22 protein-coding genes and 2 riboswitches are annotated in these 24610 nt (G+C 63.4%); of the genes, 17 read left to right on the forward strand and 5 right to left on the reverse strand.

The window, feature by feature from the left end:
• Positions 1-4: 4 nt before the first annotated feature.
• Together B5477_RS05310 and rpoN are read left to right on the forward strand one after the other, a co-directional pair.
• A complete protein-coding gene (locus B5477_RS05310; RefSeq protein ID WP_079698727.1) occupies positions 5-475 on the forward strand; it encodes a GNAT family N-acetyltransferase in 471 nt (156 codons plus the stop codon).
• 61 nt (positions 476-536) lie between these two features.
• The gene (gene rpoN, locus B5477_RS05315; RefSeq protein ID WP_159448939.1) at positions 537-1895 is read left to right on the forward strand and encodes an RNA polymerase factor sigma-54; all 1359 of its coding nucleotides are present in this window, start codon (positions 537-539) and stop codon (positions 1893-1895) included.
• A gap of 56 nt (positions 1896-1951) precedes the next feature.
• Here the strand turns inward: rpoN and B5477_RS05320 are convergent, their stop codons facing one another.
• Both B5477_RS05320 and B5477_RS05325 read right to left on the reverse strand, forming a co-directional pair.
• Positions 1952-2476 carry a GNAT family N-acetyltransferase gene (locus B5477_RS05320; protein WP_079698729.1) on the reverse strand — a complete coding sequence of 175 codons (525 nt, stop codon included), beginning with the start codon at positions 2474-2476 and terminating at the stop codon, positions 1952-1954.
• A 103-nt stretch (positions 2477-2579) separates the two neighbouring features.
• Positions 2580-2810, reverse strand: a complete 231-nt coding sequence (locus B5477_RS05325; RefSeq protein WP_079698730.1) for a hypothetical protein — start codon at positions 2808-2810, stop codon at positions 2580-2582.
• 158 nt (positions 2811-2968) lie between these two features.
• Between B5477_RS05325 and B5477_RS05330 the strand changes: the two genes are divergently transcribed.
• The 3 genes from B5477_RS05330 (at position 2969) to B5477_RS05340 (ending at position 4557) form a co-directional block, all read left to right on the forward strand.
• Positions 2969-3412: a GatB/YqeY domain-containing protein gene (locus B5477_RS05330; protein WP_079698731.1), complete on the forward strand. Its 444-nt coding sequence runs from the start codon at positions 2969-2971 to the stop codon at positions 3410-3412.
• Positions 3409-3987 (forward strand): tRNA 5-(aminomethyl)-2-thiouridylate-methyltransferase MnmM, encoded by a 579-nt coding sequence (gene mnmM / locus B5477_RS05335; RefSeq protein WP_079698732.1) that lies wholly within the window; start codon positions 3409-3411, stop codon positions 3985-3987. The genes B5477_RS05330 and mnmM overlap by 4 nt, the downstream gene beginning before the upstream one ends.
• Positions 3988-4389: 402 nt before the next feature.
• Positions 4390-4557 (forward strand): LLM class flavin-dependent oxidoreductase, encoded by a 168-nt coding sequence (locus B5477_RS05340; protein WP_341455979.1) that lies wholly within the window; start codon positions 4390-4392, stop codon positions 4555-4557.
• A gap of 43 nt (positions 4558-4600) precedes the next feature.
• Here B5477_RS05340 and B5477_RS05345 read toward each other — a convergent pair whose 3' ends face one another.
• Complete coding sequence (locus tag B5477_RS05345; RefSeq protein WP_079698734.1) at positions 4601-6028, reverse strand: spore germination protein; 1428 nt, start codon at positions 6026-6028, stop codon at positions 4601-4603.
• 63 nt (positions 6029-6091) lie between these two features.
• Positions 6092-6643, reverse strand: a complete 552-nt coding sequence (locus B5477_RS05350; RefSeq protein ID WP_159448940.1) for a ferritin-like domain-containing protein — start codon at positions 6641-6643, stop codon at positions 6092-6094.
• Positions 6644-6763: 120 nt separating this feature from the next.
• Between B5477_RS05350 and B5477_RS05355 the strand changes: the two genes are divergently transcribed.
• The 5 genes from B5477_RS05355 (at position 6764) to gcvPB (B5477_RS05375) (ending at position 11927) form a co-directional block, all read left to right on the forward strand.
• Positions 6764-7450 (forward strand): Crp/Fnr family transcriptional regulator, encoded by a 687-nt coding sequence (locus B5477_RS05355; protein WP_242942127.1) that lies wholly within the window; start codon positions 6764-6766, stop codon positions 7448-7450.
• A gap of 60 nt (positions 7451-7510) precedes the next feature.
• Positions 7511-7804 (forward strand): hypothetical protein, encoded by a 294-nt coding sequence (locus B5477_RS05360; RefSeq protein ID WP_143533547.1) that lies wholly within the window; start codon positions 7511-7513, stop codon positions 7802-7804.
• Positions 7805-8153: 349 nt separating this feature from the next.
• A complete protein-coding gene (locus tag B5477_RS05365) occupies positions 8154-8927 on the forward strand; it encodes an SDR family NAD(P)-dependent oxidoreductase (RefSeq protein ID WP_079698738.1) in 774 nt (257 codons plus the stop codon).
• A gap of 32 nt (positions 8928-8959) precedes the next feature.
• Positions 8960-10366: an aminomethyl-transferring glycine dehydrogenase subunit GcvPA gene (gcvPA, locus tag B5477_RS05370; RefSeq protein ID WP_079698739.1), complete on the forward strand. Its 1407-nt coding sequence runs from the start codon at positions 8960-8962 to the stop codon at positions 10364-10366.
• 1 nt (position 10367) lies between these two features.
• Positions 10368-11927, forward strand: coding sequence for an aminomethyl-transferring glycine dehydrogenase subunit GcvPB (gene gcvPB / locus B5477_RS05375; protein WP_079698740.1), 1560 nt, complete (start codon positions 10368-10370; stop codon positions 11925-11927).
• A gap of 159 nt (positions 11928-12086) precedes the next feature.
• On the opposite strand, the gene B5477_RS05380 is transcribed toward gcvPB (B5477_RS05375), so the two are convergent.
• On the reverse strand, positions 12087-12647 hold the full coding sequence (locus B5477_RS05380) for a YdeI/OmpD-associated family protein (RefSeq protein WP_079698741.1): 561 nt from the start codon (positions 12645-12647) through the stop codon (positions 12087-12089).
• A 260-nt stretch (positions 12648-12907) separates the two neighbouring features.
• Here B5477_RS05380 and B5477_RS05385 point away from each other — a divergent pair, with 260 nt between their 5' ends.
• The 7 genes from B5477_RS05385 (at position 12908) to lplA (ending at position 24578) form a co-directional block, all read left to right on the forward strand.
• On the forward strand, positions 12908-17986 hold the full coding sequence (locus B5477_RS05385) for an Ig-like domain-containing protein (RefSeq protein WP_159448941.1): 5079 nt from the start codon (positions 12908-12910) through the stop codon (positions 17984-17986).
• Positions 17979-18962 carry an AmmeMemoRadiSam system protein B gene (gene amrB, locus B5477_RS05390; RefSeq protein ID WP_159448942.1) on the forward strand — a complete coding sequence of 328 codons (984 nt, stop codon included), beginning with the start codon at positions 17979-17981 and terminating at the stop codon, positions 18960-18962. The genes B5477_RS05385 and amrB overlap by 8 nt, the downstream gene beginning before the upstream one ends.
• Before the next feature lie 85 nt (positions 18963-19047).
• Positions 19048-19132: riboswitch (glycine riboswitch) on the forward strand.
• A gap of 3 nt (positions 19133-19135) precedes the next feature.
• A riboswitch (glycine riboswitch) is annotated at positions 19136-19228 on the forward strand.
• A 70-nt stretch (positions 19229-19298) separates the two neighbouring features.
• Positions 19299-20384: a glycine cleavage system aminomethyltransferase GcvT gene (gene gcvT, locus B5477_RS05395; RefSeq protein WP_079698744.1), complete on the forward strand. Its 1086-nt coding sequence runs from the start codon at positions 19299-19301 to the stop codon at positions 20382-20384.
• A gap of 18 nt (positions 20385-20402) precedes the next feature.
• Positions 20403-20786 (forward strand): glycine cleavage system protein GcvH, encoded by a 384-nt coding sequence (gene gcvH, locus B5477_RS05400; RefSeq protein ID WP_079698745.1) that lies wholly within the window; start codon positions 20403-20405, stop codon positions 20784-20786.
• A 16-nt stretch (positions 20787-20802) separates the two neighbouring features.
• Positions 20803-22140: an aminomethyl-transferring glycine dehydrogenase subunit GcvPA gene (gcvPA, locus tag B5477_RS05405; protein WP_079698746.1), complete on the forward strand. Its 1338-nt coding sequence runs from the start codon at positions 20803-20805 to the stop codon at positions 22138-22140.
• Positions 22137-23582, forward strand: coding sequence for an aminomethyl-transferring glycine dehydrogenase subunit GcvPB (gcvPB, locus tag B5477_RS05410; RefSeq protein ID WP_079698747.1), 1446 nt, complete (start codon positions 22137-22139; stop codon positions 23580-23582). The genes gcvPA (B5477_RS05405) and gcvPB (B5477_RS05410) overlap by 4 nt, the downstream gene beginning before the upstream one ends.
• On the forward strand, positions 23583-24578 hold the full coding sequence (gene lplA / locus B5477_RS05415; RefSeq protein WP_079698748.1) for a lipoate--protein ligase: 996 nt from the start codon (positions 23583-23585) through the stop codon (positions 24576-24578).
• Positions 24579-24610: the final 32 nt, after the last annotated feature.

Raw genomic sequence — 24610 nt, forward strand, 5'->3', positions numbered from 1 at the left:
TTCCATGGCGGACATGCTGGTCAAGCTGTATGAATTCGCGCCGGACCTGAACCTTCGCAGGAAGCTCGAATCGAAGGGCTTCACGGTGCGCCGCGCGCTGCCGCCCGAGCGCAGCACCGTGCTGCGCTGGGTGGCCGAGGAGTTCGGCAAGGAATGGGCGGACGAGTGCGCCGTGGCCTTTGCGCGCCAGCCCTCGACCTGCTTCATCGCGCTGCAGGAGGACGGGCTCGCGGGCTTCTCCTGCTGCGAGGCCACCTGCAGGGACTTCTTCGGGCCGACCGGAGTGCGTCCCGACCTGCGGCGGCAGGGGCTGGGCAAGGCGCTGCTGGACATCGCGCTGGAGGACTTGAAGGCCCGGGGCTATGCCTACGCCATCGTCGGGGACGCGGGCCCGCTCGAGTTCTATGAGCGGTACTGCGGCGCGGTGCCCATCCCGGACAGCGTGCCGGGGATCTATAAGGGAATGCTCCGGTAAAATCAGGAGCCCGGGAGCCTCCCGGGCTCCTTTTAAAAAGCGGACGAAAGGAGGGGGATATATGGCACAACAGGCGCCGGGGCTGGAACAGTCCCTCTCCCAGCGCCAAGCCCTGTCCCAGCGGCAGCTGCAGTACCTGCGGCTGCTGGCGCTGGACAGCGCCGGGCTGCGGGAATATCTCGAAGCGCTCCAGCTGGAAAACCCCGTGCTCCAGCTCGAGCCGCCCGAACCGCCGGAGGAGCTCCCCGATCCTGGGACGGATTACGAAGACCTGCCGGCTGCCGGGAGCGGCGGGCGGGACGACCTGCCCGTCGATTGGCGCGGGGGGAAGGAGGCTCTGGCCGGGCCGGGCAGCCTTTACGACTATCTCAAAAGCCAGTTCGACGTGAGCCTCGGCGGGATCGAGGAGGGGCTGCTCGAGGTGGTGCTCGGCGCGCTGGATCAAAACGGCTACCTCACCTGTGGGACCGGGGAGCTCGGCCGTCTCGCCGGGGTGGACCCTGGGGCGGCGCGGGAGGCGGTGGATTATCTGCGCACCCTCGACCCGGCGGGGGTGGGGGCATATGACCTCGGCGACTGCCTGTGCCTGCAGCTGGAGCGCCGGGGGGAGGACGACGAGTTGATCTGCGCCCTGGCGCGCGGGTATCTGTGCGAGCTTGCAAAGGGGCACTTCTCCAAGGTGGCGCGGCAGCTGGACGTGTCGGCCGCCCGGGTGCGGGCGTGCTATGCCAGGCTGCGGAAGCTCGACCCGCACCCCGGCGCCTCGTTCGGGCGGGAAGAGGCGCCGTACATCCTGCCGGATGTCGTGGTCGAACGGGAGGGCGAAAATTTGCGCATCCGGCCCTGCAAGGGGCGCATACCGGCGCTGTCGATTGGCGGCGAGTATCGCGAGCTGCTGCGGCAGGGCGAGGCGAAGGAGTATCTTCGGGAGAAGCTCGCCCAGGCGCGCTGGGTGATGGAGGCGATCGAACGCCGGCAGCACACCATCGAGGCGGTTTGCCGGGTGATCCTCTCGCGGCAGCGCCCCTTCTTTGAGGAGCCGTTGGGGGCGCTGCGCCCGCTGACGCTCGGGATGGTCGCAAGCGAGCTTTCGCTCCACCCCTCGACCGTCAGCCGGGCGGTCGCGGGGAAGTATCTGTGCTGCCGGCGCGGGACCTTCCCGCTGAAATATTTCTTCTGCGCGCGGGGGGCCGCCCTCAAAGGGACAAACGCCGGGGAGGGCCGGGAGGCGCCCGGCAGCGACGCGCTGCGCTGCCGCCTCGCCGAGCTGGTGAGAGCGGAGGACCCGGGGGAGCCGCTGAGCGACAGCCGGCTTTGCGCGCTGCTGCAGGGCGAGGGCTTCTCGGTCGCGCGGCGCACCGTGGCGAAGTACCGCGATCAGCTGGGGATTCCCAGCGTGCAGCAACGGGCGACGCGATAAAAAGAGCCTTTGGCGGGAAACGCCAAAGGCTCTTTTTGCATTTGAATGCAAAAGGGTTATGGGAGCGCGATCCAATAGCGCTGGGTGGTCCGGCCGCCCGCTTCGACCTCGTTTTCCAGCACCCCGCCGTTTGCGCGGATGGTTCTGGCCGAGGCGGCGTTTTCCTTATCGCAGGTGACGAGCACCCGCCGCATCCCCATTTTGCGGCATTCCTCCAGCGCCAGGGAAAGCATCTGCTTGGCGTATCCCCGGCGGCGCAGGTCAGGGTGCACGCTGTAGCCGATGTGCCCGCCCTGTGCGAGCAGGTAGTCGTTTAGCCGGTGGCGCACGTCGATCACCCCGGCGAGCTGCTCGTCCTCCTCGCGCAGGGCGAGAAAGGTGGTGGCGGGCACCAGCGGGGCGTGCACCGTCTCCTCACGGCAGTTGTCCCGCATCATCTGCAGCCAGCCGCCGTAGCGCTCGAAGCGCTCGAGCCCGGCGCAGCCGTGCAGCACCTCGCCCGCGCAGAGGAAGCGGCGGCGGTAGTCCATCACCGCGGCCTCATGCTCTTCGCCCGGACGCACCAGGATCAGCCTTTCCATCCGGCAGCCCTCCCGAAAGCTTTTTGTAAGTATTCCACTCTCCCGCCCGTCTGTCCGGTACCGGCGTCACCGTTATGGCGGGCGGCCGATACAATCCGCCGTTTTACTTTTTCTTCTGGCCGGGCGCCTCTTTTTCGTGCTCCTCGAGGTAGAGCTTTGCGGCCTCCTCGAGGGTGACCATGGTGCGCCGCGCCTGCCCGAGATAGCGGAAAAGGCGCACGGCCAGCGCGCCGCTCAGTGCGCTCAGCAGCAGAGCCAGCAGCGTTCCCGCTGCCCCCGCCAGCGCCGCGGCCTGCGCGAGCCGTTTGCGGGAAACAAAATGTTTTTCTTCCATCGGTGAAGGACTCCTTTCCGGTGCCATGCTTTTCCTTTATTATATCGCGCTTTCGGCGGCAGGGGAAGGAGGCGGAAAAAATTTTCCCCGCCGCTTAACAATCCGGCCTTGCGGTGGTATGATAAAAACAGAACCGTTACTGCGAAAGGAAGATGGATATGAGTAAGATCGAGCAGATCCGCTCGGATATGATGGCGGCGCTCAAGGCCAAGGACGCCCCGCGCAAGGAGGCGCTCTCGCTGCTGCTTTCAGCGCTCAAAGCCAAGGAGAAGGACAAGCGCGCCCCTCTGAGCGGGGAGGAGGAAAACGCCATTGTCCAGCGCGAGCTCAAGCAGGTCAGGGAGACGATGGAGAGCGCGAAGGGCCGCCGGGACATCGAGGACGAATGTAAGCTGCGCCTGGAGCTTTACGCGGCCTATGCGCCCAAACAGATGGAGGAAAACGAGATCCGCCAGGCGATCAAGCAGGTGCTGGGTGAGCTGGGGCTCCCCCGGCCCACGGCGCACGACAAGGGAAAGGTCATGCGCGCGCTCATGCCAAGGGTCGGCGGCAAAGCGGACGGCGCGCTTGTCAACCGCCTGGTGGGCGAGTACCTGCAATGAGCGGCAGGGAGTATCCGCTCAATACCCTGGGACTGTCGCACCGCTTCCTCGCCGGGCATATCCGGGAGGGGATGTTTTGCATCGACGCCACCGCCGGGCGGGGGAAGGACACCGCCTTTCTCTGCTCGCTGGTGGGGGAGAGCGGGCGGGTGCTGGCCTTCGACATCCAGCCCGAGGCGGTGGAAAGTACGCGCGCCCTGCTGAAGGAAAAGGGATTTTCCGCCCGCGCCCGGGTGCTCCTCGATTCACACGAGCATATGGAGAAATACGCCCAGGCGGGCAGGGTGGATGCGGTTGTTTTCAACTTCGGCTACCTGCCGGGGGGCGACCACTCCATCTATACAAGGCCGCCCTCAAGCATAGCCGCCATCGAAGCGGGGCTGCGCCTGCTGCGTCCCGGCGGGGTAATGAGCCTTTGCATCTATCACGGGGGCGACACCGGCTATGAGGAGCGGGATGCGCTGCTGCAATACCTGCGCACCATCGACAGCAGGGAATATACCGTGCTGCTCGCCCCGTTTTATAACCGGCCGGGCGACCCACCGATTCCGGTGTTTATTTTGAAGGAGACATGAAGAGTGCCCGCAGCAATACTCCGAATACTGGGTCAGCAGAGTATACCAATGTCTTTGAGCAGGCGGATACAGTCCTGAAAGCCCTGCCGGTATAGAAAGGTTCGTTCCCGTTGATTAATGTCTTCAATGGTATCGAAGCATTCTTGTACAAATTCCAGTTCACTTTCGGTCAACATGCACTCGCATTCGAGGGTAATCTCTGACCATTTGTCTTCGACAAAAGGATGTAATGGGTTGCGAAAAAAATGATTTTGCGCCTCTGACTGCAGGAAAGAAAAAAAGCTGCTCTACTGGGAAAGCTGATGAAAATATGTTTTCTATACGGTATAATGAAAATATGAGGTGATTCCAATGGGGCTAAAAGAAGAGATTAAATCCGCCATTGTCCGCTCAGGATGTACCATGAGCGAGGTGGTACGCCGTATCAACGAGCAATATGGCCGGCAGGACAGCGTGGCCAATTTGAGCAATAAGCTCACACGCGGGACCTTAAAATACCGGGAGGCACAAGAGATCGCGGAGGTTATCGGGTACCGGATCGAATGGGTCAGGAAGGACGAGCAAGAGTAAACCTAAGCAAACGGGCTGCCGGAATATCCGGCAGCCCGTTTGTTCAGCTGTTCCTGTGGCTGATCGGCTGGCGCACCAGCAGCGAGAGCAGTGCCTTTGGATGGAAGGGGATCAGCGGATAGAGATAGCCGCGCCCGGTGGCGGTCTTGGTCCCGGCGGCGGTCAGCAGCATGATCAGCACCCCGGCGGCGAAGCCCCAATAGTTAAACAGCGCGGTCAAGATCAGGATCAGCACCCGGTAGAGCTTGAGGGCGTACCCCAGCTCGAAGCTGGGCTGGGTGAAGTTGGCGATGGCCACGAAGGCCATGTAGAGCACCACCTCGGGCACGAACCAACGCGCCTTGACGGCGAAGTCCCCCAGGATCAGAGCCCCCACCACGCTGAACGAGTTGCTCAGCACGCTCGGGGTGTTGAGCGAGGCGAGCTTGAGCCCGTCGATGATGAACTCGATGATCAGCAGCTGGACGATCAGCGGCACGCCGTTTGGCTCCTGCACCTGGATGAACTCCAGCCAGCCGGGGATGAGCTGCGGGTTTTTCACCAGCAGGTACCACACCGGGGTGAGCAGGAGCGTCAGCAGGAAGACCGCGATGCGCACCAGGCGCAGGTAGGTGCCCACCAGGGGCGGGAAGTAGTAGTCGTTGGTGTCCTGCACAAAGTCGAAGAGGGAGGCCGGCAGGATCATCACCGAGGGGGAGTTGTCCACCAGCACCAGTATGCTCCCCTCAAAGACGCTGGCGGTGGCCGCGTCGGGGCGCTCGGTGTAGCGCACCCGCGGGAAGGGATTGTACCAGCGCGGGCGCACCAGGCATTCCGCCAGGCTCTCCTGGCTCATGGTCAGCGCCCCGATGGTGATATCCCCTATTTTTTTGCGGATGGTGGAGAGAAACTTTTCGTCGGCCGCGCCCTTCATGTAGCAGAGCACCACGTCGGTCTTGGACTTTTGTCCGACGGTGAGGATTTCCATGGTCAGCGCCGGGTCGCGCACCCGGCGGCGGATCAGGGCGGTATTGTGCACCAGGGTCTCGACGAAGCCGTCCCGCGAGCCGCGCAGCACCCGGTCGTCGTCCGGCTCCGCCACACTGCGCGCCGGATAGGTGCGCGCGTCGATCATGATCGCCTGCGCATACCCTTCGATCAGCAGCGCGAGCGTGCCGCTGAGCACCCCGGTGACGATGTCGCCGCACTGATCGCTGAGGTCCGCCTCGACGTAGGTGATGAACCGCTCGCAGTACTGCGAAGCGTCCTCGGCCGGCTCGGTGTCCCCGGGGGACAGGCCCATCAGATATTCGAGGATTTTTTCCATCACCTCGTCCTTGGCAAAGCCGTCGATAAAATAGAGCTTTGCCCGCCTGCTTCCGGTGGTGAACTCCCTTCCCACGATGTCGAAGCTCTCATTTATGCGCAGCAGCCCGTCCAGTGTGCGAAGGTTTCCGGCATAGTCCGGCGTCAAGCGCTCTCCCTGTTTCATGCGCCGCCCCCATTTCCTGTATTTGGGGCTAGTATTCCCGAAAAACGGGGAGAATATGAGCCGTCAGCTGAGCTTGCCCGCCTCGAAGCGCGCCAGGAAGGACTGGAAGAGTGCTAAATGCACCTCCTCGTCCGCCGCGATGCGCGCCAGCACGGCCGAGAGCTCCTCGTCCTTGACAAAGCGCGCCTGGGAGAGATAGAGGTCCCGGGCGTCCCGCTCGCTTCGGATGTCGTTTTGCAGCATGCGGCTCAGCGGCCGGCCGTAAAAAACCATGTTCCCGTTCCAGAAGGTGAAGCGGTTGCCAAGCTGCGTCTGGCAGCGCGGGTCCCCGCCGAGCAGGACGATGAGCTTCCCGAGCATTTCGAGGTGCTCCATCTCCACCTTGGCGATCCGAAGCAGGGTGCCGGCGAACTCGGGATACTGCTCATTTGTGCGCCACTGCTGGTAGAGATATTGATAGATGGCGCTCATCTCCCCCTTGGTGTAGGCGATGTCCTGGGAGAGCAGCTGGGCGTAATAGCGGTTGGGTGCGCCGACCTGGAGCGCGGGATGGGGTCCGGGGGCGCTCACCGGCACCTCGGCCGGCGGGGGAGAGGAGGGAAAACGTATATTCACGATGGCGATACCTCCATAAGAAGTGTATCTATCTATATGCCGCCCGCCGCCCGGCTTAGCACGCAGACGGGCCTTGTAATTGCGCGTGAGTGTGGTAAGATAAGGGGAGAAGGAAAGGAGGTGGTCCCCATACTGGATAAGGAGGACTTCCAGTTTTTACAGGAGGGGCTGCCGTTTTATACGCAGCTGGAGCCGGCGCAGCAGGCACGGCTGCGGCAGGAATGCGCCCGCCTGTCCTACCGGCAGGGCGACAAGCTGCACCGCGGCTCGCAGGACTGCGCGGGGCTTATGCTGGTGCGAAGCGGGCGGCTGCGGGTGTATATCCTCTCCCAGTCCGGGCGGGAGATCACCCTCTACCGGCTGCTCGAGTGGGACATCTGCCTGTTTTCGGCGGCGTGCATCTTCCGGGACATCAACTTCGAGGTCTGGATCGAGGCCGAGCGCGGCAGCGAGGTCATCCTCATCCCGACCGCCCTCTTCGGCGAGCTCTCGCAGCAGAACATCGCGGTGGCGGACACCGTCAACCACCTCATCGCCTCCCGCTTTTCGGATGTGATGTGGGTGATGGAGCAGGTGCTCTTCATGAGCTTTGACAAGCGCCTGGCCCTCTTTTTGCTCGAGCAGCAGGCCATCGAGGGCAGCGGGCGGATGGAGCTGACCCACGACATGATCGCCAACCATCTGGGCACCGCGCGGGAGGTGGTCACCCGCATGCTCAAGTATTTCCAGGGCGAAGGGATGGTCAGGCTCTCCCGCGGGATGATAGAAATTGTCGACGAGGGGCGGCTGCGCGCCTTGGCGGGATAAAGTAAAAGTAGAAAAAATGATCGTGTGATTGTAAACTTTTGATGAATCCGCCGCGGGAAGTTGAAAAAATTTACCGCAGATGTTATCCTGAAAGAGGAAGGAATGAAAGGCTTCCGCCGCGCGAAGGCGCACGGCGGGTATTTTTTTATTGTTGAGCGTAGCGAAGCAATAAAAATGGACACGGGAAACCCCTTGATAGGGTTTCCCCACGTGCCAACGTTCCACTGGAACGTCGTCACTCCCCTTCCTGATCCGAAGGAGGATTCTGTCGCGGCGGGTGCCAGCCAATCGGAAAGGTCGCGGGCTCTGCCCGCACCCGCCAAAGGACTTAGTCCTTTGGAAACCAGGGATTAACCCGAAAGGGGGTACACGGGGGGAAACGACTCGTTTCCCGCCCGTGAGGCGCACCGCTCGCGAAGCGAGTCGGCATTTTTGGTCGGGCGCCAAAAATGCGTGTGCCCATCTGCCCGCACCCGCCCAAGGACTTAGTCCTTGGGAAACCGAATTTTTTAATGGTTGTCAAGCCGGGAACACTCCCGGTTTTCCCTCACCGGCGCGCAAATTTCCGGCTGCAAAAGCCATGGACGGGCGTATGGCCCGGAACAGGCGCTGTGCAGATCTGCGTGCCGCGGCGGGTCCCGTCCCCTTTTTGCGCGAAGCGGGGCGGGGAAAGAATGTAAGGCGCATAGGAAAGGAGCGTAATATGAAAGACGAATTATGCCTGAGCGGCAAGGTAGCGGTGATCACGGGCGGAGCCTCGGGGATCGGGCTCGCTACGGCGCAGCTGCTCGCGCAGCATGGGGCCGCCGTCTGCATGGTGGACCTCAACGAGGGCGCGGGCCAGCGTGAGGCCGAGGCCATCTGCCAGCAGGGCGGCGAGGCCGGGTTCTACCGCTGCGACGTGACCGACCAGGAGCAGGTGAGGGCGACGGTCGCCGGGATCGAGCGCAAGTACGGCAGGATTGATATTTTACATAACAACGCCGGCGTGGTCCGCCGCAAAACGGTGGTGGACCTCGAGGAAAAGGATTGGGACCTGGTGCTCGACGCGACGCTGAAAGGCGCCTACCTGATGTCCAAATACGTGGTGCCCATCATGGCTAAGGGCGGCGGCGGAAGTATTATCAATACCGGCTCGGGCTGGGGGATCAAGGGAGGCGACCAGGCGGTCGCCTACTGCGCGGCCAAGGGCGGGATCGTCAATATGACCCGCGCGATGGCCATCGACCACGGCGCGCAGAACATCCGGGTCAATTGCGTCTGCCCGGGCGACACCGACACCCCGCTGCTGCGCGACGAGGGGCGGCAGCTCAAGGTTGAGGAGAACGAATTCCTCAAATCCTCCTCCTACGGGCGGCCGCTGGCGCGGATCGGGGAGCCCCGGGACATCGCCAACGCGGTGCTCTTCTTTGCGAGCGAGCTGTCCACCTGGGTCACCGGCGCGGCGCTGGTGGTGGATGGCGGCGGCATCGCCTAAACAAAGCTTTTTCATGAAAGGAAGCAAGGAATATGGATCATAAATTTTCCCATCACCCCTACATCCCGAACTCGGATGAGGCGATCAAGCGGGAGATGTGCGACTTTGTCGGCATCTCCTCGGTCGAGGAGCTGCACTGCGACGTGCCCGACGAGCTGAGGCTGCACCGGAGCCTCGACATGCCAAAGGCCATCCGCTCGGAGTATGAGCTCTACCGCACCGTGTCCGGCATGTTGGGGAAGAACGAGACCTGCGAGGAGAACATAAACTTCCTCGGCTCGGGCTGCTACCAGCACTACGTTCCGGCCATCTGCGACGAGATCAATTCCCGCGCCGAGATCCTCAGCGCCTATGCCGGCGAGCCCTACGAGGACCACGGGCGCTTCCAGCTCCTGTTCGAGTACCAGTCCTTGATGGCCGAGCTGCTCGACATGGAGGTGGTCAACGTCCCGGCCATCGACGGGGCGCAGGCGGCGGCCACCGCGATCCGGATGGCCGAACGCGCCACCGGCCGCAAAAAGACGGTCGTGTGCGAAAACATCCTGCCCGACAAGCTGGCGGTGATCCGCAACTACTGCACCCCGGCGATGGAAATCGTGGTGCTGCCCTTCGAGCGCGAGAGCGGCCAGTTCGATCTTGATAGCCTCAAAAAGCTGCTCGGCGAGGACGTCGCCGCACTGTACTTTGAGACCCCCTCCTTCCTCGGCACGGTGGCGGGGAACGCCCGCGAGGCGGCCGAGCTTTGCCATGCGTGCGGGGCGCTGTGTATCATCGGCACCGACCCGGCCGTGCTGGGCGTGCTCGAGGCGCCGGTCAATCTCGGCGCGGACATCGTCTGCGGCGATGTGCAGCCGCTGGGCATGCACATGAACTACGGCGGCGGCCAGGGCGGCTTCATCGCCACCATGGACGACGAGCGCCTGGTGCGGGAATACCCCTCGCGCCTCTTCGGGATCACCCGCACCGAGGTCGAGGGCGAATACGGCTTCGGCGACGTCTACTATGACCGCACCTCCTTCGCCGACCGCGAGCACGGCAAGGAATACGTCGGCACCCAGGCGGCGCTCTGGGGGATCACGGCGGGGGTCTACCTCTCGCTGATGGGCCCGCAGGGGATGCAGGAGCTGGGCGAGACCATGCTCTACAACGCCCGGTATGCGGCGAAGAAGCTCTCCTGTATCGGGGGCGTATCGGTCAAGTATCTGGATCAGTGCTTTGTCAGCGAGTTCGTCGTGGACTTCTCGAAAACCGGCAAGAGCGTAGGGGAGATTAACGACCAGCTCCTCTCCCGCCACATCTTCGGCGGGCGGGACCTCGGGGGGCTCTTCCCGGGGATGGAGGGCTGCGCCCTCTTCTGCGTGACCGAGGTCCATACGAAGGACGACATCGATGCGCTGGCCGGCGCCCTTTGCGAGATCCTTGGCAAGGAGGGGAAATAGTATGAAAAAAATTAACCGTGATTTTAAGGTGCGCGACTTCCACCAGGCGAAGTGGAACGAGCCGATCATCTTCGAGCTGCACAATCCGGGCCACCGCGGGATCGAGGTTCCGCTGGCAAGCGAGGCGCTGAAAAAAGAGGCCGGGGACGTCTATGCCACCATCCCGCAGGGGATGCGCCGCCAAAAGGCCCCCGCGCTGCCCTGCGTTTCCCAGGCGCGGGTGCTGCGCCACTTTTTGCGGATCACCCAGGAGGTGATCGGGGCCGATCTCAACGTCGAGATCGGGCAGGGGACCTGCACCATGAAGTACTCCCCCAAGATCAACGAGCGCCTCGCGCGTTCGCCCAAGATGAGCGAGCTGCACCCGCTGCAGGACGAGAGAAGCGTGCAGGGGATTCTGGAAATCATGTACAAGACCGACCTGCTGCTGCGTGAAATCTGCGGGATGGACCGGGTCTCCTTCCAGCCGCAGTCCGGCTCCCAGGCGCTGATGACGATGGCTTCGCTGATCCGTGCCAAGGTCGAGCACGACGGCAAGGGTGAGCAGAAGGACGAGATCATCACCACCCTCTTCTCCCACCCCTCGGCGGCGGCGAGCGCCATCGTCAAGGGCTTCAAGGTGCGCACCGTCGGCCCGCGCGAGGACGGCTATCCCGACTTCGAGCAGCTCAAAGCCCTGGTCAACGAGCGCACTGCCGGCTTTATCTGCGCCAACCCCGAGGACACCGGGCTCTATAACGGCGAGATCAAAAAATTCACCGAGCTGGTCCATTCGGTCGGCGGCTACTGCGCCTACGACCAGGCGAACGCCAACGGCCTGTTCGGGATCACCAGGGCCAGGGACGCGGGCTTCGACATGTGCTTCTTTAACCTGCACAAGAGCTTTTCCACCCCGCACGGCTGCGGCGGCCCCGGCACCGGCGCGGTGGGCGTCTCGAAGGACTTCGCCGACTTTTTGCCCGCGCCGGTCGTGGATTTTGACGGGGAGAAGTATTTCCTGAACGACGAGCTGCCGCATTCGATCGGCAAGGTGCGCGTCTACCAGGGCACCCCGCAGGTGGTGCTCAAGGCTTATGCCTGGATGCGCGCGCTGGGGGCCGAGGGGCTCTACGAGGTGGCCAAGATCGCCTCGCTCAACAACAACTATCTCTACAAGCGGATTCTAGAGCTGCGCGGCACCTCGGTGCCCTTCGACAGCGGGGAGCAGCGGGTCGAGCAGGCGCGCTACAGCTTCCAGAAGCTCTTTGACGAAACCGGCGTTTCCACCGAGGACGTGCAGCGGCGGATGTGCGACTTCGGCCTGCACTACTGGACCAGCCACCACCCCTATGTGGTGCCCCAGCCCTTCACCCTTGAGCCGACCGAGTTCACCTCCAAGGAGGACATCGACGAGTACGCCGACGCCATCGCGCAGATCGTGGAGGAGGCCTATACGAATCCCGAAATCGTCAAGAGCGCGCCGCACAATTCCAGCGCGCACCGCAACGACGAATCCCCCTTCGACGATCCGAAGCAGTGGGCCATTTCCTGGCGCTCTTATCAGAAGAAATTCGAGGACTAAAATGCAAAAGCCGCTCCTTACCGGGAGCACGCATAATAAAATGCACAGGCAGCAGATAAAATCTGCTGCCTGTGCATTTATAGGGGGCGCAGCGTCGGCCTTCGCTTTGAAAGAGAGAGGCGCGCCCCTCGGACGGCGTTTCGGTGACGGCTTGTAACATCACATGGGCTTCAAATTTTGGTTGAGGCGGTCCACCATCCACGCCAGGCGCTTTTCACGCCCGGCATCCGTTTTCGCATCAAAATAGGCCCGGGTATACGTTTTTTTGACCGACGGGGACATCGCCAGGAAATTGCTGCAGGCGGGCTCGTATCCCCTGAGGATTGCGGTCAGGCTGGCGGTCTGCTCCTCGGTGACTGTGCCGGCCTTCGGGGCGTTCCACTGGCCGTTTTGCTTGGCCTCCATGATTTTCGCTCTGCCGTGGTCGGTCATGATCCCCTGCCGCTCGAGATCTTCTGCCAGGGCCTTGTTTTTCTTTGACCACTTGCTGTTTTCCCGGCGCTGGGAAAAATACTTTTTGTAGGATTTATCGTCCAGGCTTTGCATCTGCCCGTCGATCCAGCCGAAGCAGAGGGCCTCCTGCAGCGCTTCGCTCGCGGTGAGCGTCTTCGGCCCGCCGGGTTTTCCGAACAGCAGCCAGACGCCGGCGCCCGATAAACAGTGTTCCTGCAGCCAGTCTCTAAAGCCGCCCCTGCTGGAAAACTCCAATAGCTCGCTCATAAAAGCCTCCTTTGCTTTGTCCGGTCGGGTTCTGACGGTTATCCAAAGCATAAGGGTTCCGGCGTAAAATGTCAACCGCAATGCGGCCGTTGACATCCTCACCGGGATATGATAATCTGATGCTGTACTAATGCAAATAATACAGTTGGTACGGTTTAATCATTTCGATGCAGGAAAAGGAAGGATTTCTGCCACTACTTTTATAGAAGCAAAAAATGTGACAGAATGAAACCAGAATAAACACAATGGAGGGGAAGCGCATGTATTCTGCCAACCGATTTACCCAACGTCCCGCCTGCCGCCTGATCAGCGTGCTGCTCGCACTCGGGCTCACACTGGGGCTGTTTGCGGGCTGCCAAAAAAAGACGGTCGACGCCGGTGAGCTCGATGTCTCCGCCTTCTCGGTGAGCGCCGGGGAAAAGGATGGGCTGATCGCCGCCGACGCGGCCTTCACCATCCAGTATGGCGGGAAGGAGAGCCTTTCGGCCGACGCCCTGAAGGGCCTGCTGCAGCTCGAGCCGCAGCAGGAGTTTACCCTTAAAAAGGAGGGCCAGGGCTTTACCCTCACCCCGGCGCAGCCCTTTGGGGAAAATACCGTCGTCAACCTGCGCCTGCTTGATAAGCGCGGAGTGGTGCTGCGCTCCTGGGCCTTCCAGACGAGCGCGGGCTTCGCGGTGCTCGAAACCACCCCGCGGGACGGGACCGACTATGTCCCCACTGTAAGTGGGATCGAGTTCGTTTTCTCGCGGGCCACGGTGAGCGAGGAGGACTTTCTCAGCCACTTTACCCTCAAAAAGGAGGAGGACGGCACCCCTGTCGAGGGCACTGTCAAAAAGGCGGCCGACCGTATCGCCTTCGTGCCCAAGGAGGGGCTCCAGCCGCTGACCATCTACACCGCCACCCTGGACGCGCAGCTGCCCGCAGGGGACGGCGAGCTGCTCGGGAAGGAAACGAGCTTTAGCTTCAAAACCTCCGAGATCGAGGGCGAGGGCTACCGCTCGGGCGGTTATTTTGAAAACGCATCGCCCATTTCGGAAAACTTCCTGCCCGGAGAGGCGCCGCTCATCGCGGTCAACTGCGATGACAGCTTCCAGCAGGCAAGCCCCGAGGCGAGCGTCTCGGTCTACCGCTTTAAGGGCGCGCAGGACTATAAGAGCGCCCTGCAAGCGCTCATGGACGCCCGCAACGAAACCAGCTTCCCAAGTTCGGTGCGCCCCGAGGTGGACACCGCGGCTCTGGATAACCTCGGCACCTTCCAGGTGGCGCTTACCACCCCGCAGAGCACCGGGAACCGCTCCTACTGGGGGCCGAGCTACCTGATTCTGCCGGGCGAGTACGACTACGGCTGGTACTACTTCGACGTGAAGATCAAAAGCCCCAAAAACGGGGAGGAATTCTCCCTCCAGAAATTCATCCAGGTCAGCGACCTGTCGGTCTACAGCGTGCAGGCGGACGGGGACAATCTCTTCTGGCTCAACGATTCGCAGAGCGGGGAGGCCCTGGGGAATGTAAAAATCACCCTTTCGGGCGGGGAGATTGACGCCACGGGCTCGAGCGCCGCCGACGGAACGGCCCTTATTGCGGCCGGGACGAAAGAGGACAGCCGCCAGAGCACGGCGCTGCTCGAGATCGAGCACGGCGAGCGGCCCTATCTCGACCTCTTTTCGCTCCAGCAGGACAGCCCGCCCACGGGCAAGGAGCAGTACGTCTCCTACCTCTATACCGACCGGCCGATCTATATGTCCAGCGACACCATCCGCCTTTGGGGGCTGGTGCGCCCGCGGGGGAACACCCCGGCCCCGCAGAATCTGCGGGTGACCCTGGGCGGCTATGACGAGGAGCTCTATGAGGTGCCGATCACCCTCGCGCCGGACGGAACCTTCCTCGCCGAGCTCTCCTATGAGAAGCTGGCCGGGAAGCAGATTTCCTACGAGCGGGTGCAGCTCATGTGCGGCGAGGAGGACGTGCTGAGCACGGTGGGGGTCGAGGTGGGGGACTACCAGAAGCCCGCCTATTACCCCTCGATCTCGTCCGACAAGGTGATCTACCGCGCGGGCGAGAACGCCGTCATGACCTTTAACGCCAGCTTCTTTGACGGCACCCCGGCGCACAACTTCTCGGCCACCCTGAGCTGCGGCAACCTGAGCGATCAGGACTATACCTTCGTCACCGACGAGGCGGGCAGCGCCGTGCAGACCATTAAACTGCCGCAGGACCGCGATCCGGAGGCGTACCAGCCTTACGACTGGCGGCCGGACCAGCTTTATTACTACGTGGAAAACGCCTCGGGCGAGAACGAGAACTTTTCGCTCAGCGGCGAGCTCAATGTGCTTTACCGGGACATGGCCCTGCGCGGCGAGCTCTCGGGCGAGGGGGAGCAGCAGGCGCTGACCATCCTTACCAACCGGATCGATACCTCCAAAATCCAGGAGCAGGACGACGTTTATGACGACGAGAACCTGCTTGGCGCGCCGGTGGACGCCGACGTGACCGCCGAGGTCCACCGTGTCTTCTATACCAAGACCGAGGCTGGCAGCTACTACGACTTCGTCAAAAAGGAAAACGTCACCTATTACGAATACGAGCGGCAGGACGAGGTGGTTTCCACCGAGCGCTACCGCACCGCCGGTGGGCGCTACGAGCTGCGCGACCTGCCCGTTTCCAGCGGCGAGGACAGCTACTACGTCCTCCTTTCCGCCGAGGACTCCGCGGGGAAACGGATCGAGGAGAAGGTCTGGATTGGCAGCGACTCCTATCGCTACCAGCAGGGCCGCCGCCGGCTCAGCTTCCAGAAATCGGGTGCAGGGGAAGACTACCAGCGCAGCTACCACTTTAAGGACGGCGAGGACGTCGTCTTCGACGTGATGGACAGCGGCGAGCTGCTCGAGGGCGGCAAGCTGCTGCAGGCGGTGGCCCAGACCGGGGTCAGCAGCTATGCTGTGCAGGACGGTGCCAAGGCGCGGCTCGCTTTTGACGAGAGCCTGGTGCCCAACTACTATATCGCCGGCGCCTGGTTCGACGGCAAGCATGTCTATAACATTGAAAACCAGCAGATGTCCTTTGATCCCGGTGCGCGGGAGCTCGGCGTCAGCGTGCAGACCGACAAGGAGCGGTACGCGCCCGGGGAGAGCGCAAAAATAACGGTGAGCGCCGCCTATCCCGACGGAAAGCCGGCGGCGGGCGCCGCGGTCTCACTGAGCCTGGTGGACGAGGCGGTCTTCGCCATCATGCCCCAGGAGGCGGATCCGCTGAGTGGGCTCTATGAGGACGCCTACCAGCCGGATATGGGCTCCTACGCCTCCTACCGGGAGTACAACTTCCTCGGGGATATGGCCGCCGAGAAGGGCGGCGGCGGTGGCGACGGCGGGATCCGCACCGATTTCCAGGATACCGCGGCCTTCCTCGGCGGCACCACCGATGAGCAGGGCAATTGCAGCTTCGAGGTCGCGCTGCCGGACAACATCACCTCCTGGCGGGCGACCGCGCAGGCGGTCACCACCGACCTGCGCGCCGGGGCGGCGCGCCCGGGCGTGATCGTGACGGGCGACTTCTTCCTCAATGAGGTCATGTCGAAGACCCTCCTCGAGGGGGACGACGCGACCCTCTCGCTGCGCGCCTACGGCGACGCGGTGAAGAGCAGCGACACGGTGGACTACACCGTGTCGGTGGAAGGGAACGGCCAGAAGCTCGAGCAGAAAGCCACAGGCAAAGCGGGCGAGCAGACCGTGCTGCCGATCGGAAAGCTGCAAAAGGGCGAGTACACCGTCACCATGCAGGCCAAATTCGGGGAGTACCAGGATGCGGTGCAAAAGCCGCTGCAGGTGATCGGCAGCGGGGTGGAAGCCACCCTCACGAGCAAGTTTTCACTGGCGGACGGGGTGCAGATCGAGCCCACCCGCTTCCCGGTGGTGCTGGGCTTCTACGACGAGGACTACGCCTTCTATGACGAGGTGCTGGGAAGCCTCGCGCGCGCCGGGGGTTCGCGCGCGGACGAGCGGCTCGCGCGGCAGTACGCCAACGACAAACTGCGTGCGCTCAGCGGGGAGGAGGAGCTCTTCCCCGGCATGCAGGACGATTTGAGCGACGTGATCGACGGCAGCTATGTGCGGCTCTACCCCTATGACAGCGACAGCATCCCGCTCGCCGCCAAGGTCCATCTCGCGGCGCCCGAGTACCTCGTGGGCGGGGATATGACCGCCGGCTTCTACAACGCCATCGGCTCCCGGCAGATGGGGGACAGCGAAGCGGACCTCAACACCGCGGCAGCGGCCTACCTGGGGCTTGCGGCCCACCGCGCGCCGGTGCTCGGACAGCTGCGCGCGCTGCTGGAGCAGCGCGAGGGCTACACCCTCGAGCAGCAGCTCTGGCTGCTGGCGGCGCTGGCCGCCATCGGGGATGGGGACGCCGCCAAGGGGTATTATGATGAGATCGTCGCGCCCAACCTGAAGGAGGGCGAGACGGGGGCGGGGATCGCCACCCTCACCCTCGGGGAGAGCGCCGGGGACGTCGAAGAGAACCTGCGCCTGACCGCGCTGGCGTCCATAAGCGCCTCCATCCTGCGCCTGCCCGACGCGCAGGGGATGGTAAGGTACCTGATGAGCAACCGCTCGACGCTGGACAATTACCTGCTCGAGCAGGTCGTCTACCTGCGCTACAACGAGCCGCAGGGGACAAGCGCGGCCGCCTTCTCCTACCAGAAGGACGGCAAGCGCGAGAAAGTTGAGCTCGACAAAACCGGCATGACCTTCCTGAATCTGACGGCTGACCAGTTCGGGAAGGCCGACCTCAAGCTCGAGAGCGGCAACGTGCTGGTAAGCGCCTATTATCTGGGCAGCGCCGCCGAGGCGAGCGAGCAGGAGAACAATCAAATCACCCTGAAAAAGACCATCGAGACGACCGACGGCGGCCCGATGAAGCCGGGGTCGATCGTCAGGATCACCCTCACGCCCGTCCTGCCCAACAACAAGATCGACCCGAGCAAACTGACCGTCGATGACTACATCCCGTCGGGGATGCGCTATCTCGGCATGGGCAGCGCCGCGGGCGAGTATGACGAGAAGTATAACCACTACTGGAACCTCATCTCCCGCGAGGAGCAGCGCGTCAGCTTTTGCTACTTCGACTGGGAGGACGGCCTCAACTACTACGGCGAGATGGAGGGCGGTTTCCCCGAGGAGCCCGTCCCGGGCGAGCAGACCTATCCTGAAATTAAACCGCTCACCTACTATGCGCGCTGCGCCACCCCGGGCGCGTATGTGGTGGACGGCGCCTACGCCAGCTCCCCCTCGGCGATGATGTGGGGGATGAGCGAGCGCACGAATGTGCAGATTGATGAGTAGACGCGCTCCCTTCCTTGCATGGGCCGCCCTGCTTTGGGCCCTGCTGGGAGCATCCTGCGCCGGCGGCAATCCGGCGCAGGATGCTCCCGCCCCTTCAAAGCAGGAAGCGCCTGCCGGGGCGGGGGCATCCCTCGGGGAGCAGGTCACCCTCGGGGAGTCCGGCGCCGCGGGCGGACGGCTGCTCACCTGCGACTACTATAGCGAGGAGTCCTTTCTTCGCTCGGTGCGGGAGGCGCAGCCCTATGAGACGGATGGCGCGCTGATCGCCGGGGTGGTGCCCCACCACCTGCTGGCGGGACAGCTGATCGCCTCCTTCTTCGCCACGGCGGCAGAGAGCGGGGAGGAGTACGAAAGCGTGGTCTTCGTCGCGCCCAGCCACTATCCCACCGCGCAGCGGGCCGTCACGGCCCAAAGCGGCTGGCAGACCCCCTTCGGAGTGGTGGAGAACGACCGGATGATCACCGAGACGCTGATGGGCGGGACGCTCGCGGCCAGGGCGGACGAGGACAATATGCAGCTCGACCACGCCGTCAGCGGGCTGATCCCCTATGTGAAATACTATCTGCCGGGGGCGAAGGTGTCGGCGGTGCTGCTGCAAAACCGGCTGGAGCCCGAGCGGGTCGAGGCGCTGGCAAAGCGGCTGCTGGCCCTCTCGCAGGAAAAGAAAATTCTGTTGGTCTGCTCGGTGGACTTCTCGCACTATCTCACTCCCGAGCGCGCCGCGCTGCACGACGAGCGCACCCGCGCGGCGCTGGCGGCCTTCGACTATCAGACCATCGCGGGGTTCGACGACAGCAACATGGATTCCCCGCAGTCGATCACCGTTTTCCTGCGTTACCTGCAGGGGCGGGGGGCCGGCGAGGTGCGTTTTTTCGATCATTCCAGCGCCGACAGGATCCTCGGCCTGCCGCCGGGGGACCCGGCCTACCGGGAGGGAGTGACCACCTATTTTATCCTGGGCGGGGTGCCCGGTTGACAAAAACCGCACAATTTTTATCCCAAGATTTGCGTTGACACTGGGCAGGTTATCCAGTATAATAGCTTTGACAGCAGAATATCGATTGAAGGACCCGGGAGAGACCGCCCATGCGGCGCCGAAGGGGAGAGACGCGAGAAACTCTCAGGCAAAAAGACCGGGTCTGGACGAAACTCTGGAAAGCCCTTGGCGGGAATCCTTGTACTGCCATGCGGCACCGAAGAAGCAATCCCCCGCAGGGAGAATCTTTCAGGTCAATGACGGAGACGCGTAACGGGAAACCGTCTGCGCGTCTCCTTTTATATTGTCAAAAAATAGTCAGAAAGAAGGAGCGAGATGGAACAAAAAACTCCGCTTTATGAGCGCCATGAGGCTGCCAAAGGCAAGATCGTGCCGTTTGCGGGATACCTGCTGCCGGTGCAGTACCCCACCGGGGTAATCGCCGAGCACATGGCGGTGCGCGAGCGCTGCGGCCTGTTCGACGTGTCCCATATGGGCGAGGTCATTTTGAAAGGGCCCGACGCGCTGAAAAACCTGCAAAACCTGCTGACCAACGACTTTACCAACATGCGCCCGGGGCGGGTGCGTTATTCCCCGATGTGCAACGGGCGCGGCGGGGTGGTGGACGACCTGATCGTCTATATGCTGGATGAAGGCAAGTACCTGGTGGTGGTCAACGCCGCCAATCGCCACAAGGACGTTCAGTGGATGAAGGAGCACCTCTGCGGCGACGTGCAGTTTTCGGACATCTCGGACGGGGTGGCGCAGCTGGCGCTCCAGGGCCCGCGCGCGCGGGACATCCTGAAAAAAGTCATGGATGAGGGGCTGATCCCGGAAAAATACTACACCTTCACCGAACGCGCGAAGGTGGGCGGGATCGAGTGCCTCGTCTCCCAGACCGGCTACACCGGCGAGCACGGCTACGAGCTCTATTGCGCGCCGCAGGACGCCGGGAAACTTTGGGACCTGCTGCTCGGGGCCGGGAAGGACGAGGGTCTGATCCCCTGCGGCCTGGGCGCGCGGGATACCCTGCGCCTGGAGGCGGCCATGCCGCTCTACGGGCATGAGATGGACGACGAAGTTTCCCCGCTCGAGACAGGGCTCAGTTTCGCCGTCAAGCTGGGCAAGGAGGACTTCATCGGCAAGAGCGCCATCCTTAGGCGGGGCGAGCCCGCAATCGAGCGCGTCGGGCTGCAAGTCACCGGGCGCGGGATCGCCAGGGGCTCGGAGGATGTGTACATAGGAGAGCGCAAAATCGGGCGCACCACCTCGGGCACCCACTGCCCCTATCTGGGGGAGGCCGTGGCGATGGCGCTGGTGGATAAGGGGAGCCTGCCGCAGGGGGCATGCTGCGAGATCGACGTCCGGGGCCGGAGAATCGAAGCCAAGGCAGTGCCGCTGCCGTTTTATAAAAATAAATAATTGATGGAGGAACCGAAGATGAACGTACAGAAGGATTATTTTTACACCAAGTCCCACGAGTGGGTCCAGTTTCTCAGTGAGAGCACCGCGCGCGTCGGCCTGTCCGACTATGCGCAGAGCGAGATGAGCGACATTGTGTTCGTCAACCTGCCGCAGGAGGGGGACTTGGTTTCGGTCGGCGATTCCTTCGCGGACGTGGAGTCGGTCAAGGCGGTCTCGGACGTCTACAGCCCCCTCGCCGGGGAGGTGAGCGCCGTCAACGAGGAGCTGCTCGATTCGCCGCAGAAGATCAACGAGGACCCCTATGGCGCCTGGCTGGCCGAGATCAAAGACATCAGCGGGAAGGAAGAGCTGATGGACGCAGCAGAATATGAGAAATTCCTCGCCGAGAGCGCGGAGTAGAAAGGAGCGAGGAGCGATGGGAGGTTTTCTGCCGGCCGGCGCGTCCGAGCGCGCGGAGATGCTCCGCGAGATCGGCTGCGGCTCGATCGACGAGCTCTTCTCGCCCATCCCGCAGGAGGTGCGCCTAAAGGGGCTCGATATCCCGCAGGGGATGAGCGAGCTTCAGGCGCAGCGGGCCCTGCGCGCCATGGCGAAAAAGAATAAAGTGTTCGACACCATCTTCCGCGGGGCCGGGGCCTACCGGCACTACATCCCCGCGGTGGTGGGCAGCGTGACGGGCAAGGAGGAATTCCTGACCGCCTATACCCCCTATCAGGCCGAGATCAGCCAGGGGGTGCTGCAATCCATCTTCGAGTATCAGACGATGATCTGTGAGCTGACCGGGATGGAGGTCTCCAACGCCTCGGTCTACGACGGGGCCACCGCCGCGGCCGAGGCCGCGGCCATGTGCCGTGAGCGCGGGCGGGAGCGGGTGCTGGTGTCATCCGCCGCCCACCCCGAGGTGATCGAAACGATGCGCACCTACTGCTTCGGCTGCGGGATGGAGCTCACGCTGATCCCGGAGCGGGGCGGGCGCACCGACCTTAGGGCGCTGGGCGGGCTGCTGGGCGCGGACGTCGCCTGCGTCTATCTGCAGCAGCCGAGCTTCTTCGGCTCGATCGAGGACGCCGAAGAGGCGGCGAACCTCGCCCACGCGGCGGGGGCCAAGCTGATCCTGGGCTGCAACCCCATCGCGCTGGGGCTGCTTCGCACCCCCGCCGAATGCGGCGCGGACATCGCGGTGGGGGAGGGGCAGCCGCTGGGAATCCCCCTCTCCTTCGGCGGGCCGTACCTCGGGTTCATGGCCTGCACCGGCAAGCTCATGCGCCGCCTGCCCGGACGGATCGTCGGCGAGACGACCGACGGGAAGGGAGAGCGGGCCTTCGTGCTCACCCTGCAGGCGCGCGAGCAGCACATCCGGCGCGAGAAGGCGAGCAGCAACATCTGCTCGAACCAGGCGCTGTGCGCCATGCGCGCGGCGGTCTACCTGTCCGCGATGGGCCCGGGGGGGCTGCGGCAGGTGGCCGAAACCTGCCTCTCGGGCGCGCATTACCTGGCAAAGAGGCTTTCTGCGCTCCCGGGCTTCCAGGTGAAAAACGAGGGCGAATTCTTCCACGAGTTCGTCACCTCCTGTCCCGTCCCGCCCCAGGTGCTTACAAAAAGGCTGGAGGAGGCGGGGATTCTCGGCGGGCTGCCCCTCGGCGGGGCACACGAGGGGGAGGTCCTCTGGTGCGTCACCGAGATGAACACCCCGCAGGAGATCGACCGGCTGGTCGATGTTCTTAAGGAGTTCGAGAGGGGGAACGCGAAATGAGCAAGCTGATTTTTGAGCGCAGCGTCGAGGGGCGGGGCTGCTCCCTGCTGCCCGAATCTCCCTTTGAGCGCACCGGGTTGCCAGCAGAATACTGCCGCGAGCGCGCACCCCGCCTGCCGCAGATCACTGAAAACGACCTCTGCCGCCACTATACCTCTCTGGCGCAGCGCTCGTTCGGGGTCAACTGCGGGTTCTATCCGCTGGGCTCCTGCACCATGAAGTATAATCCCAAGGTGAACGAGGTTGCCGCCTCGCTCGAGGGCTTCACCGAGGTGCACCCCTACCAGCCGGCGTACGCCGTGCAGGGCTGCCTAGAGGTGCTCGATACCGCCGAGCGGTACCTGTGCGAGATCACCGGGATGGACGCGGTCACCTTCCAGCCGGCGGCGGGCGCGCACGGGGAATACACCGGGCTGCTGCTGATCAAGGCCTATCACCATCACCGCGGGGAGGACCACCGCAACAAGATCATCGTGCCCGACTCGGCGCACGGGACCAACCCCGCCTCGGCCACCATGGCCGGATACGCGGTGGTGAGCATCCCCTCGGCTTCGGACGGCTGCGTCGATTTGGACGCGCTGCGCGCGGCGGCCGGCCCCGATACGGCGGGGATTATGCTCACCAATCCTAACACGGTGGGACTCTTTGACAGGAACATTCTGGAGATCACCAAAGTCGTCCACGACGCCGGGGGGCTCTGCTACTACGACGGGGCCAACCTCAACGCCGTGATGGGGATCGCCCGCCCGGGCGACATGGGGTTCGACGTGGTGCACCTCAACCTCCACAAGACCTTTTCCACCCCCCACGGCGGCGGCGGCCCGGGCTCGGGCGCGGTCGGCTGCAAGGAGCTGCTTACCCCCTTCCTGCCCGCCGGGCAGGTGGAAAAGACGGGGGAAGGCTACCGCTTCGCGGCCCCCGGGGAATGCTCCATCGGCCGGGTTAAGTCGTTTTACGGCAACTTCCTGGTGGTGGTGCGGGCGCTTTGCTACCTGCTCATGCTCGGACGCGAGGGAATCCCGGCGGCGGCGCAGGGTGCGGTCTTAAACGCCAACTATATGATGAAAAAGCTCTCGTCCACCTATGACATACCCTATCCGGGGCCCTGTATGCACGAGTTTGTGATGAGCCTGCAATCCTTAAAGGATGACTGCTCGGTCAGTGCGATGGATATTGCCAAGGGGCTTTTGGACCGCGGGATCCACCCGCCGACCATGTACTTCCCGCTGATCGTGCACGAGGCGCTGATGGTCGAGCCGACCGAGACCGAGAGCAGGGAGACTCTAAACGAGGCGATCGACGCCTTCCTCGCCCTCTATGAGGAGGCGAAGGAGAACCCGCAGAAGCTGCATGAGGCCCCAATCACCACCCCCGTCGGCCGCCCGGACGAGGTGAAGGCGGCGCGCAGCCCCGTGCTGCGCCACCGCTTCGGGGAAGAATAGATGATTACGAAGCTCTCCTGTGTGCTGTGCGATGAGACTGAGCCGTACCACAACCTCGCGCTGGAGGAATATCTTCTCTCGCAGGTGGAGGAAGGGGAGTGTATCCTCTATCTCTGGCAGAACCGCCGCACGGTGGTCATCGGCAAGAACCAGAACGCCTGGAAGGAATGCAGGCTGAAGGAGCTGGAGCGTGACGGCGGCTTTCTGGCCCGCCGCCTCTCGGGCGGCGGGGCGGTCTTTCACGATCTGGGCAACCTCAATTTCACCTTCCTGCTGCGGCGGGAGGACTACGACCTGGAGCGGCAGCTGAGGGTGATCGAGGAAGCGGCAAGGAGCCTCGGGATCGAGGCGCAGCGCTCGGGGAGAAACGACGTGCTGGCCGCGGGACGCAAGTTTTCCGGCAACGCCTTTTATCTCGGCGAGCGGGGCTGCTACCACCATGGCACCCTGCTGGTTGACGTGGACATGGAGAACCTCTCGCGCTACCTGTGCGTCTCACAGGATAAGCTGCAATCCAAGGGGGTGGACTCGGTGCGCGCGCGGGTGGTAAATCTTCGCGCGCTGTGCGGGGGACTGACCGTCGGGCGGATGAAGGAGGCCATGCTCGGGGCGTTCGCGAGGGTCTATGGCGGCGTGCCGAAGCCTCTGAAAGAGGAGAGGCTGGACGGGGAGCGGATCGCCGCGCTGCGGGAGCGCTACGCCTCCTGGGAGTGGCGCTTCGGGCGGGACATCCCCTTCCAGTATGAGTTCTCCCACCGCTTTGCCTGGGGCGAGATCGATATCCGCCTGGCGGTGCGCGCGGGGGAGGTCATCGAGGCGGAAATCTACTCCGACGCGATGGACGCGCCCTTTATCGACCTGCTCCGCACGGCGCTCTGCGGCTGCCGCTTCTCCTGGGAGGAGCTCAGCGAAAGGGTCGCGGGCCTCGCCCTTTGCGGGGAGCGCGCTGAGATGCGCGCGAATGTCTTGTCGCTGTTGCGGCGCGAAAATTTTTGACGCATCTGCCGGGCCTGTCCGGCGGGAAACGG

This window comes from Provencibacterium massiliense (assembly GCF_900169495.1).
Taxonomy (GTDB): Bacteria; Bacillota; Clostridia; order Oscillospirales; family Ruminococcaceae; genus Harryflintia; species Harryflintia acetispora.

Excerpts from the sequence above, each read along its gene's own strand:
- B5477_RS05310 (WP_079698727.1), top strand. The coding sequence starts at position 5 with ATGGCGGACATGCTGGTCAAGCTGTATGAATTCGCGCCGGACCTGAAC.
- rpoN (WP_159448939.1), top strand. The coding sequence starts at position 537 with ATGGCACAACAGGCGCCGGGGCTGGAACAGTCCCTCTCCCAGCGCCAA.
- B5477_RS05320 (WP_079698729.1), bottom strand. The coding sequence starts at position 2,476 with ATGGAAAGGCTGATCCTGGTGCGTCCGGGCGAAGAGCATGAGGCCGCG.
- B5477_RS05325 (WP_079698730.1), bottom strand. The coding sequence starts at position 2,810 with ATGGAAGAAAAACATTTTGTTTCCCGCAAACGGCTCGCGCAGGCCGCG.
- B5477_RS05330 (WP_079698731.1), top strand. The coding sequence starts at position 2,969 with ATGAGTAAGATCGAGCAGATCCGCTCGGATATGATGGCGGCGCTCAAG.
- mnmM (WP_079698732.1), top strand. The coding sequence starts at position 3,409 with ATGAGCGGCAGGGAGTATCCGCTCAATACCCTGGGACTGTCGCACCGC.
- B5477_RS05340 (WP_341455979.1), top strand. The coding sequence starts at position 4,390 with ATGAGCGAGGTGGTACGCCGTATCAACGAGCAATATGGCCGGCAGGAC.
- B5477_RS05345 (WP_079698734.1), bottom strand. The coding sequence starts at position 6,028 with ATGAAACAGGGAGAGCGCTTGACGCCGGACTATGCCGGAAACCTTCGC.
- B5477_RS05365 (WP_079698738.1), top strand. The coding sequence starts at position 8,154 with ATGAAAGACGAATTATGCCTGAGCGGCAAGGTAGCGGTGATCACGGGC.
- gcvPA (WP_079698739.1), top strand. The coding sequence starts at position 8,960 with ATGGATCATAAATTTTCCCATCACCCCTACATCCCGAACTCGGATGAG.
- gcvPB (WP_079698740.1), top strand. The coding sequence starts at position 10,368 with ATGAAAAAAATTAACCGTGATTTTAAGGTGCGCGACTTCCACCAGGCG.
- B5477_RS05380 (WP_079698741.1), bottom strand. The coding sequence starts at position 12,647 with ATGAGCGAGCTATTGGAGTTTTCCAGCAGGGGCGGCTTTAGAGACTGG.
- B5477_RS05385 (WP_159448941.1), top strand. The coding sequence starts at position 12,908 with ATGTATTCTGCCAACCGATTTACCCAACGTCCCGCCTGCCGCCTGATC.
- amrB (WP_159448942.1), top strand. The coding sequence starts at position 17,979 with ATGAGTAGACGCGCTCCCTTCCTTGCATGGGCCGCCCTGCTTTGGGCC.
- gcvT (WP_079698744.1), top strand. The coding sequence starts at position 19,299 with ATGGAACAAAAAACTCCGCTTTATGAGCGCCATGAGGCTGCCAAAGGC.
- gcvH (WP_079698745.1), top strand. The coding sequence starts at position 20,403 with ATGAACGTACAGAAGGATTATTTTTACACCAAGTCCCACGAGTGGGTC.
- gcvPA (WP_079698746.1), top strand. The coding sequence starts at position 20,803 with ATGGGAGGTTTTCTGCCGGCCGGCGCGTCCGAGCGCGCGGAGATGCTC.
- gcvPB (WP_079698747.1), top strand. The coding sequence starts at position 22,137 with ATGAGCAAGCTGATTTTTGAGCGCAGCGTCGAGGGGCGGGGCTGCTCC.
- lplA (WP_079698748.1), top strand. The coding sequence starts at position 23,583 with ATGATTACGAAGCTCTCCTGTGTGCTGTGCGATGAGACTGAGCCGTAC.